This window comes from Mycobacterium sp. 155, from assembly GCF_000373905.1.
GTDB lineage: Bacteria > Actinomycetota > Actinomycetes > Mycobacteriales > Mycobacteriaceae > Mycobacterium.
On sequence record NZ_KB892705.1, the window covers coordinates 2571014 to 2587766 of the forward strand.

A 16753-nucleotide genomic window follows, 5' to 3' on the forward strand; every position below is an offset into this window, starting at 1 on the left:
CCCACCCGGCCGCGGTCACTGCTTGCCGGCGGCTTCCCGTTGACCCAGGACCGAATGCTTGCGGCCGTAGATCGCGTACACCACGAGGCCGATCGCCATCCAGATCAAGAACCGGATCCAGGTCAGGCCGGTCAGGTTGAGCATCAGCCATCCGCACGCCGCGATCGCCGCGATGGGCAGCACCGGGACCAAGGGCGTACGGAATCCCCGCGGCAGGTCCGGGCGGGTTCGCCGCAACACGATCACCCCAGCCGAGACCAGCATGAAGGCGAACAGCGTGCCGATGTTTACCATCTCCTCCAGCTTGCCCATCGGGAACACCGAAGCGGCGATAGCGACCAGCACACCGACGATCACCGTGATACGCACCGGCGTGCCCTGGCTACTGGTCCTGGCGAGCCGGCGCGGCATCAGACCGTCACGGGACATCGCGAACAGGACCCGCGTCTGGCCGAGCATCAGCACGATCACCACAGTGGTCAGACCGGCCAGCGCGCCGATAGAGATGATCTTGGCCGCCCAGTGCACGCCGTTCTGCGCGAATGCCGTAGCCAGGTTCGCCGAGTGACCGTCAGAGCTTCGCAACTCCCGGTAGGACACCATCCCGGAGAGCACTACCGCCACCGCCACGTAGAGCACCGTGACGATGGCCAGCGAGCCGAGGATGCCGCGCGGCACGTCGCGTTGCGGGTTTTTGGTCTCTTCCGCGGTGGTGGCGACGATGTCGAACCCAATGAAGGCGAAGAATACGATGGATGCGCCGGCCAGCACGCCGTACCAGCCATAGTGGCTGCCCGTGGCGCCGCTGATCAACGAGAACAGCGACTGGTCGGCACCGCTGCCGCCCGTACCTGCCTCGCCAGGCGGAATGAACGGCGAATAATTCTGCGGCTTGATGTAGAACGCGCCGACAATGACCACCAGCAACACCACCGACACCTTGATGACGGTGATCACCAGGCTCACTGTGGCCGACAGTTTGGTGCCTCGCGCGAGCAGCAGCGTCACCGCCGCGACGATCAGCAGCGCCCCCCAGTCCACTTCGAACCCACCGACAGTCAGCGTGCCCCCACCGAAGCCGAATACCGTTCCGAGGTAGCTTGACCAACCTTTGGCAACCACTGCCGCGGCGACCGCGAACTCCAGGATGAGGTCCCAGCCGATGATCCAGGCGATGAACTCACCGAAGGTGGCATAGGAAAACGTGTACGCACTGCCGGCGACGGGGAGAGTCGAGGCGAACTCTGCGTAGCACAACGCAGCCAAGCCGCATGAGATTGCGGCGATGACGAATGAGATCGAAATCGCCGGCCCGGTGAGGTTGCCCGCCGTCGATGCCGTGATGGTGAAGATGCCGGCACCGATCACCACCGACACACCGAATACGGTGAGATCCCACCAGGTCAGGTCTTTGCGTAATCGGGTCGAGGGCTCGTCGGTGTCAGCAATGGACTGCTCGACGGATTTGGTACGCCACCGTGAGGTCATATTGACGCCGCCTCTCGTGGTTGAGCATGTGCGGGGATTGGATCCATTACTGTTTTCCCCGATGTGTCAGAATCTTCATCTCCGCTCCCACCATGCCGTTGTCATCGGAGGCAGCATTGCAGGCCTGTGCGCGGCCCGCGTGCTATCCGATCACTTTGACCGCGTCACGATTTACGAACGTGACGATCTGCCCGAGACACCCGTCAACCGCAGCGCAATTCCGCAGGGTTTGCACGTCCATCTTCTGATGGCGCGCGGGGCGCAGGAACTCGAATCGGTGTTTCCCGGACTGCTCAAAGATATGGTCGCAGCGGGCGTTCCGGTGATCGAGAACCGGCCCGAGTCGATTCACTTCTCCGCGGCGGGTCATGTACTGGGCACCGGCCAGCAGATGCTCGGCGAGTTCACCGCGTATGTGCCCAGCCGCGGACACCTGGAATGGCAGATCCGCAACCGTGTGCTGAGCATCCCGAATGTCAACGTGGTGCAGCAGGTGGTCTCCCAACCCCGGTTCGACCCCGTGACCCGGAGTGTGACGGGCGTGGTGCTCGACGACGGCGAGATCGTGTCGGCCGATCTGGTGGTCGATGCCTCCGGCCGTGGCAGCCGCCTTCCGGTCTGGCTGGACGAGTGGGGTTTCGGCCGGCCCAGGGAAGATCAGATCCAGGTCGGCGTCAGCTATGCATCGCAGCGGGTACATATCCCCGAGGGCCTGATCACGGAGAAGATGGTGGTGTGCGGTGCCGCGCTCGCCCAACAGCGAGGCATAGGCATGCTGTTCCACGAGGACGGCATCTGGATCGTCACTGCGTTCGGGGTCGCCAAGACCGAGCCGCCACGGGACTTCGCGGGCATCTGCGCGATGGCCGATACCCTGCTTCCACCACACATCAGCGCCGCCCTGCGAGAAGGCGAGCCGGTGGGCAAGATGAACTTCCATCGCTACCCCACCAGCAAATGGCGTCGCTACGACAAGATGACCGACCTGCCGGTCGGGATCATTCCGTTCGGCGACGCCGTCGCCAGCCTCAACCCCACCTTCGGGCAGGGCGTGACGATGTCGGCACTGCAGGCCAACAATCTGCGTACCGTGCTCAACGACGGCAAGGACGATCTGGCCGGCCGGCTGGCGAAGGCGACCACGAGGACCACCCTCCCGGTGTGGCTGATGAATGCCATCGCCGATATCGAGGAACACGGGGCCCAGGGGTCAAGGCCGTGGTGGTACAGCCCGGTATTCGGGTTGTTCAAACAGTTCGTCGGCGCCGCCGAGAGCGATCCGGTGCTCGCCGAATGGTTCCTGCGGCGCACCAGCCTGCTCGACAGCCTGTGGCTGATTCCGACGCCGCGGCTCATCGGGCGCGCCATCCGCAACAACCTGAGACTGTTGCGGGCCGAGCGCCGAGCGGGTGCCAAAGCATCTGCTACCGATGGCGACAGCTTTCAAGGGCCAGCTGCCGAACACACCGAACCGCGGTTGAGCGCACAGGCCGAGTGACGGTCGGGTCTCAGATCCCGACTGTGACTCGGAACAACTGGGTCGGCCGCTGAGCGGTCAGCCGGATCGGCCCATCGTCGGCGGCCATCCAGGCCGCCGACCCGCGTTCGAGCGCTAACGTGCCGCTCTTGGCGTGCACCGTCGCGGCGCCCTCGGTGCACAGCAGCACCTGCGGGCCGTCGTGACGACACGGCGCGTCGATCTCGTGGCCGAGCTGATCGCCATCGATTTCCAGGACTGACAAGCAGAACTCCGATGCCGGCGTCTTGTAGATCCGTTCGCGTCCGTCTCTGACGATTGTGGAGCGCAACTGGTCCTGCGGGGTCGGCGTGAAATTCAACACCCGCAGCAATTCGGGAACATCGACGTGTTTGGGCGTCAGGCCACCCCGCAACACATTGTCGGAGTTGGCCATCACCTCGACCCCGATGCCGTTCAGGTAGGCGTGCAGACTGCCGGCAGCGATAAACATGCCGTCACCCGCCTGCAAACTGATCCGGTTGAGCAGCAACACCGCCAAAACACCCGCATCACCCGGATAGCGCTCGCCGAGTTCCAGCACCGTCTTGGCCTCGGCGGCGAAAGTCGTTTGCCCCGAACGGATGTAGTTGATCGCACCGTCCAACACCGCGGGCACCAGTACGTCGAGGTCGGGCTGCGGGGCGGTGATCCACGTGGTGAACAACGCCCGCAGTCCGTCGGCATCGGACTGATCGGACAGCAGATGGATGTACGGATCCAGATCCGGGATGGCCAGTGCCCGCATCAGTTCGACCGTCTGCGCCACCGGGCGGAAGCCGGCTAGCGCGTCGAACGGTCCGAGCGCGACGAGCAATTCGGGTTTGTGGCTGCGGTCGCGGTAGTTGCGGATCGGCGCCGAGACGGGTATCTCGAGGCGGTCCTCGCGGTCGTAGCCCTCGCGCGCCTGCTGCGCGCTCGGATGCGCTTGCAGGGACAGCGGTTCCCCGGCGGCCAGCACCTTGACGAGGAACGGCAGAGTATCTCCGAAGCGTCCGATGGTTGCGGCGCCGAGTTGCCCCTCGGGATCGTCGGTGACGACCTCAAGCAGCGACTTCTCCCCATGGTCGGTCAGCGCCCACGCGGGATCACCGGGATGCGCACCGAACCACAGTTCGGCCTCGGGATGAGTTGTGGGGCTGGGCCTTCCAGTGAAATCGGCAATCGCGGTCCGCGAACCCCACGCATAGGTCCGCACCGCTCCCCGTAGCAAATACACTCGCTTAACCTCGAACCAGTTTCAGGTAGACGGCGGTCATCTCCAACCGCACGGCCAGAATCGCCAATTGTTGTTCCACCCGCCTGGCCGGGATGGTCGGGCTGCCCGGCTCATCTCCTTGACGGCTCGCGTCGGGCACATCCTCGGCGCCGATCGCCGAGATGTCGGCGAACCCGGCGATACGCGCGGCCACGGTGGGCCGTTCGGTATCAGTGGCCAATACAAATGTCCGCAGCCGCCGAGGCAACGACCCGTCGATCTGCTCGTCGTGGAACAGCGACCGCTCGAAGCCGGACCGGCTCGCCGCGAGGTTCCCCGTGGCGGCCAGCACGTCGGTCAGGCCCGCGGCGGCCGTCACCTGACCGGCCAACCGCAGCATCACCGTCGTACCGTGCCGGGCCAGTGCCAGCGTCGCCGCCGTGTCTCCGGCCAATACGACGTCGGCGCCGGACATCCGGTCGGCCAGCATCTTGGCCGGGTTGGTGAACAACTCGCGTGCAGTGCTGTTGCGCAGCGCCTCGGCGTCCAGCTCATCGGCCAATTCCGGCAGATCCACCCGAGTCCCGGGGTCCACCACGTGCAGCGCCGCCAGGCCCGCGGCCAGATAGCGGGTGAGCCCGAAATCGTCGGGAACCCACAGCCGCGGCGGCAACGCCACCGCGCGTCCCGCCGTCACGTCGCGCAGCGGACCCTCCTGTGGTGCCACCACCAACACCCGCGCACCCCGGTGTACGGCGATGGCCGCGGCATTCACCAGAGCCGGGTCGCCCGGATCATCGCCCGCCACGATCACCACGTCCAGGGCGCCGATCCACGACGGTGTCTCGGCGGCGACGACAATCGGCGCGGCCACCGATCCGCCGAGCGCGGCGGCCAGCAGGGTGCCCGCACCGTGTGCCACTCCACGACCGGCCACCCAGATCACCGTGCGCGGCGGAAAATCCGACCGCAGAGGCTCAAGGACGCCCTCGGCGAGCGCCGCGGCGGTCGCCCGCACCTGAGCACCGGCCATCGCCGCCGCGCGCAGCAGACCGTTGTGGTCGGCCGCGAGCAGACCTTCGCCGTCGTCGAGGTCTACCGTCGCGTCGACTGCATTCACGTCGCCGCCCCACTCACCATGCTGATCTGGTCAGCCACCGTCTTCACGATCGCATCGACATCCTCGGTGGTGCGGGCCTCGACGTTGAGCCGCAGCAGCGGCTCGGTGTTGGATGTGCGCAGGTTGAACCAGCTGCCCTCACCCAGATCCACGGTGACCCCATCGAGATGGTCGACGGTCTGGATGCCGGAGCCGAAGGTTTCCAGTACCGCGTCGACGCATGCGCCGGCGTCGGCTACGGTGAAATTGATCTCGCCGGAGGATTCGTAGCGCTGGTAATCGGCCATCAGATCCGAGAGCGGGCGGTCCTGCTCACCGAGCGCGGCAAGCACATGCAGGGCCGCCAGCATTCCGGAATCGGCACCCCAGAAGTCACGGAAGTAGTAGTGCGCCGAATGCTCGCCGCCGAAGATCGCGCCGGTGTCGGCCATCAGAGCCTTGATGAAGGAATGCCCGACGCGTGAGCGCACCGGCGTGCCGCCGCATTCGATGACCAGTTCCGGCACTGCCCGCGAGGTGATGAGGTTGTAGATAACGATGGCGCCGATTTCGCGGCCGAGCTCACGCCCCGCCACCAGTGCGGTCACCGCCGACGGGGAGACCGGCCTGCCGAGTTCGTCGATGACGAAACACCGGTCGGCGTCACCGTCGAAGGCCAAGCCGATGTCGGCACCGGTTGCCAACACATGGGCCTGCAGGTCGACCAGATTCGCCGGCTCCAACGGGTTGGCCTCGTGGTTCGGGAAGGTGCCGTCCAACTCGAAGAACAGCGGCAGGACAGTGGCGCCGGCGACCGGCCCGAGCACCGCGGGCGTGGTGTGCCCGGCCATGCCGTTGCCCGCGTCGACAGCGATGCGCAGGGGCCGCAGCGCACTCAGATCCACCAGTGAACGCAGGAACTCGCCGTACTCGGTGAGCACGTCACGGTCGGTGACGGTGCCGGGCGCACCCTCGAAGACCGGCACTCCGGCCATCACCTCGTCGGAGATCGTCCTAAGCCCGGTGTCTCGACCAACCGGTTTGGCTCCGGCCCGGCACAGCTTGATGCCGTTGTAGGCGGCCGGATTGTGGCTGGCGGTGAACATCGCGCCGGGGCAGTCCAGTAGGCCGGACGCGAAGTAGAGCTGATCGGTGGAGGCCAGTCCGATCCGGACGACGTCGAGCCCCTGCGCCCGGACACCTTCGGCAAACGCCGAGGCCAGCGGCGGGGAGCTTTCCCGCATGTCGTAACCGATGACAACCTGCGCCGCACCCTCACCCCGGACCAGCCGGGCAAACGCCCCGCCTACGTCAGCGACGAACTGTTCGTCGAGCTCCGTACCCACCAAACCACGCACGTCATACGCTTTGATGACACGCTGAACAACCGCAGCTGGGCGAGACATGGGAACTCCTTGTGACCGGGATCGTTGGCTCAGCCTAGCCGTCGCGAGACGACCACACGGACACTAGCCTCAGTCAACCACGCTGCTTAACAGTCGTTTAATCGCTTAGGTCGGGCAACACACGTAGGTGGCCGCGACGCCGACCGTTTGGTTCGGGCCTGTGCACTGCCGGTGCCATCACGGCACCGCCGGCGACTCCGCTGGTGGGGTCGGAGAACCCTGCCGTGACTCCGCCTCGCACCACCGCGCCGTCGTGCGCCTCACGCACTGCGTCGGCGAGTGCCACCAGATCGTCTTCATCGGGATGGTTCGGTAACGGGCCGGCATGGCGCACCAGCTCCCAGCCACGCGGTGCGGTGATTCGGCTGGCGTGCCCGACGCACAGATCCCATGAGTGCGGTTCGGAGACGGTGGCGAGCGGTCCGACGACAGCGGTCGAGTCGGAGTAGACGAAGGTCAGCGTCGCCACGGCATAATGCGGGCACCCGGGCCGGCAGCAGCGACGGGGAACATTCACGCACCAGAGATTATCTTGGACGATCGCTGGACGCGTTCGGACACGCGCAGCCGCCGGGCTCCCGATCCCGAACCGTTACGATCTCTTGCGTGGCCCAGCGGAATCTTTGGCGATCGCGCCGCGGTCGCGATATTCGTGGGCCTCTGCTTCCCAGATCCGTTCCGGGCTGGCGCAGCCGGGCCGAACGGTTCGACATGGCGGTGCTGGAGGCCTACGAACCGATCGAGCGTCGGTGGGCCTCGCGGGTCAGTGTCCTCGATGTCGCTGTCGACGAAATCCCGCGGATGTCACCGCGGGATCCTGAGACCGTGCAGTGGCCACCGGAAGTCGTGGCGGATGGTCCGATCGCGTTGGCCCGGTTGATCCCGGCGGGGGTGGACGTTCGAGGAAATACCACGCGGGCCCGAATTGTGTTGTTTCGCAAACCGATCGAGCGCCGAGCCAAGAGTCCCGACGATCTCGCGGAGCTCTTGCATGAGATCCTGGTGGCTCAGGTGGCCACATATCTGGGGGTGGAACCGTCGGTCATCGACCCGATGATCGACGACGACTGAGCGCCGCGGACGCGAGGAGCAGAAACAATCGCGCGAGCACTCACGCGAAGCGCTTCAGATCACCGTGAGCGCTTCGCGAAGCGGCTCAGAATGCGATCTGAAGCGCTTCGCAAAGAGCTTTAGATGACGCCGCGCTTGAGCCGACGACGCTCGCGTTCGGACAGCCCGCCCCAAATCCCGAAGCGTTCGTCGTGCGCCAGCGCGTAATCGAGGCACGCATCCTTGACTTCACAGCCCTGGCAAATGCGCTTGGCCTCACGGGTAGACCCGCCCTTTTCCGGGAAGAAAGCCTCAGGGTCGGTCTGCGCGCACAATGCACGCTCCTGCCATTGGTCATCTTCGGTTGCCGGAGCAACATCAATTTGATCGGGAACCAAACTCAGTTGAGGACGTCCGGTTGCCCCCATCGGTGTCGGCCCGGTGTTGATGTGCGGTGCGTTGTCTACCGAGCCGAGTAACCGGTTGTCAAACCGGACAACACGATCGAAATCGCCGCTCTCATAAGACATATCCCCCGCCTCCTCACTCGGTCTCGTAGATCCTCAGTGGAGCCCCACTATGGTGATATAGGCCATTTCATTCGAACATTCGATCGAATCTCCGTTTGCGACACCGGAATCAGTCGCTAACCGGGAAATGACACTGGTGTGATTAGACACGCGTTAGCTGCCAGGGTCAAGCGGATCGGCGGGAATTCATACCATCTCGTGATATCAATTCGGCGCGTCGCAACGTCGGCGTGTCCTGGCCGTGACGACGTCGTTTCCATGCGCGCCCCCTTTCCGCCTAATGTCGACCGTTGTGAAGATCACCGTTTTGGTCGGCGGCGTCGGCGGCGCTCGATTTTTGCTGGGTGTGCAAAACCTGTTGCGACTCGGCGCCTTCGCGCAGAGCCCTGGCAACGAGAACGCCGAGCACGAGATCACGGCGATCGTCAATGTCGGTGACGATGCCTGGATGTACGGTGTGCGGATCTGTCCCGACCTCGACACGTGTATGTACACGCTCGGTGGCGGCATCGACCCCGAGCGTGGCTGGGGGCATCGTAACGAAACTTGGCACGCCAAGGAGGAACTCGCCGCGTACGGTGTGCAGCCGGACTGGTTCGGCCTGGGCGACCGCGACCTTGCCACCCACTTGGTACGCAGCCAAATGCTGCGGGCCGGGTACCCGTTGTCGCAGGTCACAGAGGCGTTGTGCAGACGCTGGACGCCGGGCGCACGATTGCTGCCTGCCAGCGACGACCGATGTGAGACACACGTGGTGATCACCGACCCCGGCCCCGGCGAACTCGAGGGCCAGCGGCGCGCGATCCATTTCCAGGAGTGGTGGGTGCGTTACCGGGCCCAGGTGGCCTCGCACAGCTTCGCGTTCGTCGGCGCCGAACAGGCTACTGCCGCACCGGGTGTCATCGAGGCGATCGCCGACGCCGACGTGGTGTTGCTGGCTCCGTCGAATCCCGTCGTGAGCATCGGGTCAATCCTGCAGATCGGCGGCATCCGTGGCGCTCTTCGGTCCACCCCGGCACCGGTCATCGGCTACTCTCCCATAGTGGCGGGAAAACCGTTGCGTGGCATGGCCGATGAGTGCCTGTCGATCATCGGGGTGGAGTCCACCTCGGAAGCCGTCGGGCGACATTTCGGGGCACGGTCGGCGACGGGGCTGCTGGACGGCTGGCTGGTGGATTCCGGCGATCACGCCGACATCGACGGCGTCGCAGTGCGTTCGGTACCACTGTTGATGACCGATCCCTCGACCACCGCCGAGATGGTGCGCGCCGGCCTGGATTTGGCCGGGGTTCCGCTGTGACCACCGGGGTGAGCGCCGAACACGGCTCCGCGGACCGGGTGGAGATCCTGCCCGTGGCAGGCCTGCCCGAGTTCCGGCCCGGCGACGATCTGGTCGGCACCCTTGCCACCGCGGCACCATGGCTGCTCGACGGCGACGTACTGGTGGTCACCAGCAAGGTGGTTTCCAAATGCGAGGGCCGCATCGTCGACGCCCCGTCAGATCCCGATGAACGGGATACGCTGCGACGCAAGTTGATCGACAGCGAGGCAGTTCGGGTGCTGGCCCGCAAGGGCCGGACCTTGATCACCGAGAACTCCATCGGACTGGTGCAAGCTGCGGCCGGGGTCGACGGCTCCAACGTCGGATCCACCGAACTGGCCCTGCTCCCCATCGATCCCGACGCCAGTGCCGCAGCGCTGCGCGAGGGCCTGCGTGAACGACTCGGCGTCACCGTTGCCGTGGTGATCACCGACACCATGGGCCGGGCTTGGCGCATCGGCCAGACTGACTTCGCCATCGGTGCGGCCGGATTGACCGTGCTGCACGGCTACGCCGGGACAGTGGACCGGCACGGCAACGAACTGGTCGTCACCGAGGTCGCAGTGGCCGACGAGATCGCTGCCGCGGCCGATCTGGTGAAAGGCAAGCTGACCGCGATCCCGGTGGCGGTGGTCCGGGGACTGAGCCTGGCAGACGACGGATCCACTGCACGAAAGCTACTGCGATCCGGTCAGGACGATCTGTTCTGGCTGGGCACCGCCGAGTCAATCGACCTGGGCCGCAAGCAGGCTCAGCTGCTACGTCGATCGGTACGCCGGTTCTCCCGCGAACCCGTTCCTGCCGAACTCATCGAAACCGCTGTCGCGGAGGCGCTGACCGCACCGGCCCCGCATCACACCCGGCCGGTCCGGTTCGTCTGGGTTCGCGATCCGGCCACGCGCGTGCGCCTGCTCGATCGGATGAAAGACCAGTGGCGCGCCGATCTGACCCGCGATGGCAGATCAGCCGATTCCGTCGAACGCCGGGTGGCCCGCGGCAACATCCTCTACGACGCGCCAGAACTGGTGATTCCCTTCATGGTTCCCGATGGCGCGCACAGCTATCCTGACGCGGCCCGCACGGGGGCGGAGCACACCATGTTCACCGTGGCGGTCGGCGCCGCTGTGCAAGCACTGCTCGTGGGGTTGGCCGTTCGTGACGTGGGCAGCTGCTGGATCGGCTCCACGATCTTCGCCGCGGATCTGGTGCGCGCCGAGCTGGATCTGCCGGGCGACTGGGAGCCGTTGGGCGCCATCGCGATCGGCTACCCAGAGGAGCCGCAGGGCCCGCGTGATCCGGTGCCGACCGACGACCTGCTCATAACGCGATGAGCCTGCATGCCTCTGCCGTGGAGATTCTCACCGAATGGCAGACAACCGATCCCGCGCAGGACTCGATGCGCCACGCGGTGCTGGCGTTTTTGGCCGCCCGGTCCGACGCTTGCGAACGCGCCTGTGTCCCAGGCCATATCACGGCTTCGGCACTGGTGCTCGACCACACCGGGACCCAAACCCTGCTCACCCTGCATCCACGCTTCGGCAGATGGCTGCAGCTCGGCGGCCATTGTGAGGACACCGATCTCGACATCCGCGCGGCGGCGCTGCGCGAGGCCACCGAGGAGTCGGGCATCGCGGGGCTCACGATCGACCCGGAACTTGCTGCGCTGCATGTACATCCGGTGACGTGCTCGCTGGGGGTACCGACCCGCCACCTGGATCTGCAATTCGTGGTGCGGGCCCCGGCCGACGCCGAGATCGTCTGTAGCGATGAATCTTTGGATCTACAGTGGTGGCCGCTCGACAGGTTGCCCCCCGACACCGACTTCGGCTTGCTTCAACTCGCCGAAACTACGGTTTCTGCTGTGGTTTCAGCCGATTCGCGCCACAAACCGTAGTCTCGGCGAGACCTGACGTCTTACACGTCGGTCGAGAAACGCAGTCCGCCGTCGGGAATCGACACACCCGGCCACACCCGGGCCCCGCGCAGCAGTTCGCAACGGGCACCGATGTCTGCGCCGTCGCCGATCACGCCGTCACGAATCAACGCGCGCGGGCCGATGCGGGCGCCGAAGCCGATGATCGAGCGTTCGATCACCGCACCGGCCTCCACCCGCACGCCGTCGAAGATCACCGCGCCATCCAGGCGGGCGCCTGCACCGATCTCCGCGCCACGGCCTACCACGGTGCCGCCGATCAGCAGCGCGCCCGGTGCAACGCCGGCGCCATCGTGCACAAGCGACTCACCGCGCTGGCCGTGCAATGCCGGCGACGGCGCGATGCCCCGGACCAGATCGGCCGAGCCGCGGACGAAATCCTCCGGGGTGCCCATGTCCCGCCAGTACGACGCGTCGACGTATCCGCACACCCGGTACCCGTCGGCGAGCAGGCCGGGGAACACCTCACGTTCCACCGATAGCGCCCGCCCCTTCGGGATCTGGTCGATCACCTCGCGCTTGAACACGTAGCAGCCGGCGTTGATCTGATCGGTCGGCGGATCCTGCGTCTTCTCCAGGAAGGCGGTCACCACACCGTCGGCATCGGTCGGCACGCAGCCGAAGGCCCGCGGATCCCCGACGCGGACCAGATGCAGCGTCACATCGGCCCCACGGTTGTCGTGCGACTCCAGCAGCCCACCCAGGTCGGCTCCGGAGAGCACGTCACCGTTGAACACCATGGCGGTGTCGTGGCGCAGGTGCCCGGCGACGTTGGCGATGGCCCCCCCGGTGCCCAGCGCCTCGGTCTCGGTGACGTAGTCGATCTGGAGGCCGAGCTTGGATCCGTCACCGAACTCGGTCTCGAACACCTCGGCCTTGTACGAGGTGCCCATCACCGCATGGGTGATGCCGGCGGCGGCGATACGCGACAGCAGGTGGGTCAGGAACGGCAGTCCGGCAGTCGGCAGCATCGGTTTGGGCGCCGAAAGAGTCAGCGGCCGCAGCCGGGTGCCCTGGCCACCGACCAGGATTACGGCATCGACCTCCGCGGGATTGGTCACCTCAACGCCGCCCTTTCGCCTGTTTACGTCGGGAATTACCGACCACCAGGCTCGCACGTACCGCCAGTGCGCCCCGGATCGTCCACCGTAACGGCGCCTGCCAGGGCTCCGGGTACCGATCGGCCAAGAAAGTGTAGGTACTGCGGTGATGAGCGGCCAAATTGCGGGCGGGGTCACGACCGGTGGAGTGGCCCTTGTGGTGCAGTACCTCGGCCGCCGGCACGTAAACGTTCTGCCAGCCGGCGCGGTCGAGCCGATCACCCAGGTCGACGTCTTCCATGTACATGAAGTAGCGCTCGTCGAAACCGTCGACCTGATCGAAGGCCGCCCGGCGCAACAGAAGGCACGAACCCGACAACCACCCGACCGGACGTTCGCTCGGCGGCTCGCGGTCCTGCCGGTAGGTCGCGGTCCACGGGTTGGATCTCCAGAACGGGCTGACGACAGCGTGCATGCCACCGCGGACCAGGCTGGGCTGGTGGCGTGCCGACGGGTAGACAGAACCGTCGGGATCGCGGATCAACGGGCCCAGTGCGCCGGCCTGCGGCCAGCGCTGGGCGGCCTCGAGCAGCATGTCGATTGCCCCGGGCCCCCACTGCACATCGGGGTTGGCCACCACAAAGAACTCGGGATCGCAGTCGCCGTCGTTGCAGTAGGCGGCCACTCCGCGGTTGACCGCACTGCCATAGCCGAGGTTGGCGCCGATTCGCAGCAATCGCACGTTCGGATACCGCTGCTCGGCTTCTTCGGGACTGCCGTCGACAGACCCGTTGTCGGCCATGACAACCGTCAGGGGGCGGTCGGTGGCCAGTGAGAGTGACGCCAGAAACCGCTCCAGGTGTGGGCCCGGTGAGTACGTCACGGTCACCACGACAAGTGGGCGGAGGACTTCCTGTGTCACGGCGTAGAGGGTAGCGGTCCGGTGACGGCGTCCCTGTCAGCGTCGGCGATCGCTGCGATCAGAGCATCGCGCCAATCCCGCAGCCCGGTCAGCCCGGCCGCCACCGAACGCTGCTGTGACAGCGCGGTGTAGCCGGGCCGCGGGGCCGGACGCGGGTGCCGATCACTGCCCACCGGGTGCACCCGCTCGGGGTCGGCCCCCAGCGCTGCGAATGCGGCCCGGGCCAGTTCGAAGCGGCTGGCAGGTCCGGAGTTGGCAGCATGCAGCACGGGCGCGTCGATTCCGCCATCGGCGACCTGCAGCAACGCGGTGGCCAGATCGCCCACGTATGTCGGTGAGCCGATCTGGTCGGCCACGACATCCACCGGCTTGTCGCCGACGGCCAGCCGCCGCATGGTGGCGACGAAGTCGGTGCCGTCGGTTCCTTGGTATACCCAGGCGGTGCGGACCACGTGCGCGTCTGGTTTGACGGCCAGCACGGCTTGTTCACCTGCCAGCTTGGTGCGGCCGTAAACGTTGATCGGAGCAGGCTCGTCGTCGATCTCGAAAGGACGCTGGTCCCCGTCGGCTGCACCGCTGAACACGTAGTCGGTCGAGACGTGGACCAGGCTGGCACCGGTCTCGGCGCAAACCTGGGCGATATTGCCCGCACCGACGGCGTTGACGGCATAGGCGCGAGCCTCGTCGGTTTCGGCGGCGTCGACCTGGGTGTAGGCCGCGCAGTTGATCACCACGTCGCCGGGCGCGACGTGCCGACGCACCGATTCGAGATCGGTGATGTCACATTCCGAGGACGTGAGCGCCACTACCTCACGGCCGGCGCGACGGGCCTGAACAGTCAAAACACGGCCAAGCATGCCACCGGCCCCGGTGACGACGATCCGCTGCGACATACGCCGAGTCTGGCACGCCGGTCGGCGTTACCCGGCTCACGCGTACCCCGCAAGTAGCCTAAGCGGGTGCCTAACCGCCTCATCCGCACGCTCGCTGTCACTACAGCGTCGGCCGTGGTCCTCGGAACGGGCGTGGCCTGGAGCCAGATCCGGTCCTTTGAGTCGGGCATCAACCACATCAGTTCCGCAGCGCTCGGCGGAGGCGGCGACGACGGCGCCATAGACATCCTGCTGGTGGGTTTGGACAGTCGCACCGATGCGCATGGCAATCCGCTGTCCGAGCAGGAGCTGGCGACATTGCGCGCCGGCGACGACGTGTCGACCAACACCGACACCATCATCCTGATACGCATCCCGAACAACGGGAAGTCCGCCACCGCGATCTCCATCCCGCGCGACTCCTACGTCGAGGCGCCGGGCTGGGGAAAGATGAAGATCAACGGTGTCTTCGGCGACGTCAAGCTCGACAAGATGAAGCAGCTCGTCGAGGTCGAGGGTGAGGATCCTGCCGTCGCCGAACCAAAAGCCGTCGAGGCCGGCCGCGAGGAGCTCATCAAGACGGTCGCCAACCTCACCGGCGTCACCGTCGATCACTACGCCGAAATCGGGCTGCTGGGTTTCGCATTGATCACCGACGCCCTCGGCGGGGTTAACGTGTGCCTGAAAGAAGCTGTCGACGAACCGCTTTCGGGTGCGGATTTTCCGGCGGGCTGGCAGAAGCTGAACGGCCCGCAGGCGCTGAGCTTCGTTCGGCAACGTCATGACCTGCCGCGTGGCGACCTGGACCGGGTCACCCGCCAGCAAGCGGTGATGGCCGCACTGGCCCACGACGTGATCTCGGGCAAGACGCTGTCCAGTCCGTCCACGCTGAGCAAGTTGCGCGACGCCGTGCAGCGCTCGGTGGCGATCTCCAGCGGTTGGGACGTAATGGATTTCGTCGATCAGCTGCAGAAGCTGGCGGCGGGCAACGTCGCGTTCGCCACCATCCCGGTGTTGCGGGAGGACGGTTGGAGCGACGACGGTATGCAGAGCGTGGTGCGCGTCGATCCGGCGCAGGTGCGCGAGTGGGTGTCTGGGCTGCTGCAGGACCAGAGCGAAGGCAAGACCGAAGAGGTCGCGTACTCCCCTGACAAGACAACCGTGCAGGTGGTCAACGCCAGCGACATCAATGGCCTGGCCGCGGCGGTGTCACACGTACTGACCACCAAGGGGTTCACCCCCGGCGAGACCGGTAACCATCAGGGCGATGCGGTGACGGGCAGCCAGGTGCAGGCGGCCAAAACCGACGATCTTGGCGCCCAAGCGGTTTCGAAGGATCTCGGCGGGCTACCGGTCACCGAGGACGCCTCGGTTCCACCGGGCACGGTGCGGGTGGTGCTGACCGCGGACTACACCGGCCCGGGCTCCGGCCTGGACGGTCACGACGCCACCTCGGACGCCGAGTCGGCCAATACGCCGTCCAGTGCCGGCAGCAGTACCGAAACAGGTGATGCGCCGCCGCCACCTTCGCCCATCCTCACGGCCGGTTCGGACGACCCGGCGTGCGTCAATTGACCACGCTCAGCGCGGCCGTCCTCGATCCACTGCTGGCCTCGGATCCCGCGGGCCCGCGGATCACCTACTACGACGACGCGACCGGCGAACGCATCGAATTGTCGGCGATGACGCTCGCGAACTGGGCCGCCAAGACGGCCAACCTGTTACGCGACGAGCTGGGGGCCGGCCCCGGCACACGTGTCGCGGTGCTGCTGCCCGCGCACTGGCAGACCGCCTCGGTGCTGTTCGGTATCTGGTGGATCGGCGGTGAAGTGTTGTTGGGCGACGGCTCCGACAATCCGCCCGACATCGCGTTGTGCACTCGCGACCGGCTCGACGAGGCCGACGACGCCGTGGCCGGCGGTGAGGTGGCCGTACTGTCCCTGGACCCGTTCGGCAGACCCGCCGATGATCTTCCGATCGGCGTGACCGATTACGCGACCGCGGTGCGGGTACACGGCGATCAGATCGTGCCCGAACGCCACCCAGGTCCAGCCCTGGGCGGCCGGTCCGTCGTCGAGGTCCTCGACGCTGCTCGAAACGCCGCGGCCGCACAGGGTTTCACCGCCCGCGACCGCGTGCTGTCAACAGCTGCCTGGGACACTGCCGACGATCTCGTGGAGCACCTGCTGGCAGTGTTCGCCGTGGGCGCCTCACTGGTTCAAGTCGCCAATCCCGATCCCGCGGCACTGGAGCGGCGACGATCGATGGAGAAGGTCACCCGAGGCTGAAGCTCACCCAAGCTGGCGAGCAGACATAAAAGTCCCGCAATCGCGGCGTGTCGGGGACCTCCGTGTCTGCTCGGGCGGGAACGGTCTTCT

At 66.3% G+C, this 16753-nt stretch carries 16 protein-coding genes; 7 read left to right on the forward strand and 9 right to left on the reverse strand.

Annotated elements, in window-relative coordinates; genetic code table 11:
* Positions 1–15: 15 nt before the first annotated feature.
* Positions 16–1488, reverse strand: coding sequence for an amino acid permease (locus tag B133_RS0112245; RefSeq protein ID WP_018601455.1), 1473 nt, complete (start codon positions 1486–1488; stop codon positions 16–18).
* Positions 1489–1549: 61 nt separating this feature from the next.
* Here B133_RS0112245 and B133_RS0112250 point away from each other — a divergent pair, with 61 nt between their 5' ends.
* Positions 1550–2986 carry an NAD(P)/FAD-dependent oxidoreductase gene (locus B133_RS0112250; protein WP_026256325.1) on the forward strand — a complete coding sequence of 479 codons (1437 nt, stop codon included), beginning with the start codon at positions 1550–1552 and terminating at the stop codon, positions 2984–2986.
* A gap of 10 nt (positions 2987–2996) precedes the next feature.
* Here B133_RS0112250 and manA read toward each other — a convergent pair whose 3' ends face one another.
* The 4 genes from manA to B133_RS0112270 all read right to left on the reverse strand — a co-directional run bounded on the left by manA (position 2997) and on the right by B133_RS0112270 (position 7224).
* A complete protein-coding gene (gene manA, locus B133_RS0112255; protein WP_018601459.1) occupies positions 2997–4223 on the reverse strand; it encodes a mannose-6-phosphate isomerase, class I in 1227 nt (408 codons plus the stop codon).
* 4 nt (positions 4224–4227) lie between these two features.
* On the reverse strand, positions 4228–5322 hold the full coding sequence (locus B133_RS0112260; protein WP_018601461.1) for a hypothetical protein: 1095 nt from the start codon (positions 5320–5322) through the stop codon (positions 4228–4230).
* Entirely contained in the window at positions 5319–6707 is a 1389-nt protein-coding gene (locus tag B133_RS0112265; protein ID WP_018601462.1) for a phosphomannomutase/phosphoglucomutase, read from the reverse strand. The genes B133_RS0112260 and B133_RS0112265 overlap by 4 nt, the downstream gene beginning before the upstream one ends.
* A 97-nt stretch (positions 6708–6804) precedes the next feature.
* Positions 6805–7224 carry a DUF3499 domain-containing protein gene (locus B133_RS0112270; protein WP_036418586.1) on the reverse strand — a complete coding sequence of 140 codons (420 nt, stop codon included), beginning with the start codon at positions 7222–7224 and terminating at the stop codon, positions 6805–6807.
* A 131-nt stretch (positions 7225–7355) separates the two neighbouring features.
* Here B133_RS0112270 and B133_RS0112275 point away from each other — a divergent pair, with 131 nt between their 5' ends.
* Positions 7356–7778: a metallopeptidase family protein gene (locus B133_RS0112275; protein WP_026256326.1), complete on the forward strand. Its 423-nt coding sequence runs from the start codon at positions 7356–7358 to the stop codon at positions 7776–7778.
* A 119-nt stretch (positions 7779–7897) separates the two neighbouring features.
* On the opposite strand, the gene B133_RS0112280 is transcribed toward B133_RS0112275, so the two are convergent.
* Positions 7898–8287, reverse strand: a complete 390-nt coding sequence (locus tag B133_RS0112280) for a WhiB family transcriptional regulator (RefSeq protein WP_018601468.1) — start codon at positions 8285–8287, stop codon at positions 7898–7900.
* A gap of 292 nt (positions 8288–8579) precedes the next feature.
* Between B133_RS0112280 and cofD the strand changes: the two genes are divergently transcribed.
* The 3 genes from cofD to B133_RS0112295 are packed head-to-tail and all read left to right on the forward strand — an operon-like array spanning position 8580 to position 11502.
* Positions 8580–9587 carry a 2-phospho-L-lactate transferase gene (gene cofD / locus B133_RS0112285; RefSeq protein WP_026256327.1) on the forward strand — a complete coding sequence of 336 codons (1008 nt, stop codon included), beginning with the start codon at positions 8580–8582 and terminating at the stop codon, positions 9585–9587.
* Between the two features lie 8 nt (positions 9588–9595).
* On the forward strand, positions 9596–10939 hold the full coding sequence (locus tag B133_RS0112290) for a coenzyme F420-0:L-glutamate ligase (protein ID WP_198291060.1): 1344 nt from the start codon (positions 9596–9598) through the stop codon (positions 10937–10939).
* The gene (locus B133_RS0112295) at positions 10936–11502 is read left to right on the forward strand and encodes an NUDIX hydrolase (protein ID WP_018601474.1); all 567 of its coding nucleotides are present in this window, start codon (positions 10936–10938) and stop codon (positions 11500–11502) included. The genes B133_RS0112290 and B133_RS0112295 overlap by 4 nt, the downstream gene beginning before the upstream one ends.
* A gap of 20 nt (positions 11503–11522) precedes the next feature.
* Here B133_RS0112295 and B133_RS0112300 read toward each other — a convergent pair whose 3' ends face one another.
* From B133_RS0112300 to rfbD, 3 genes are read right to left on the reverse strand one after another with little or no spacing between them, the layout of a single operon-like run.
* Positions 11523–12602, reverse strand: a complete 1080-nt coding sequence (locus tag B133_RS0112300) for a sugar phosphate nucleotidyltransferase (RefSeq protein ID WP_018601476.1) — start codon at positions 12600–12602, stop codon at positions 11523–11525.
* A gap of 1 nt (position 12603) precedes the next feature.
* Entirely contained in the window at positions 12604–13503 is a 900-nt protein-coding gene (locus B133_RS0112305) for a glycosyltransferase family 2 protein (protein WP_018601478.1), read from the reverse strand.
* Positions 13500–14396 (reverse strand): dTDP-4-dehydrorhamnose reductase, encoded by an 897-nt coding sequence (rfbD, locus tag B133_RS0112310; protein ID WP_018601480.1) that lies wholly within the window; start codon positions 14394–14396, stop codon positions 13500–13502. The genes B133_RS0112305 and rfbD overlap by 4 nt, the downstream gene beginning before the upstream one ends.
* Positions 14397–14462: 66 nt before the next feature.
* Here rfbD and B133_RS0112315 point away from each other — a divergent pair, with 66 nt between their 5' ends.
* Together B133_RS0112315 and B133_RS0112320 are read left to right on the forward strand one after the other, a co-directional pair.
* Entirely contained in the window at positions 14463–15950 is a 1488-nt protein-coding gene (locus B133_RS0112315) for an LCP family protein (protein WP_026256328.1), read from the forward strand.
* Entirely contained in the window at positions 15947–16663 is a 717-nt protein-coding gene (locus B133_RS0112320; RefSeq protein ID WP_085974187.1) for a TIGR03089 family protein, read from the forward strand. Before B133_RS0112315 ends, B133_RS0112320 begins: the two co-directional genes overlap by 4 nt.
* The last annotated feature ends 90 nt before the right edge of the window (positions 16664–16753 follow it).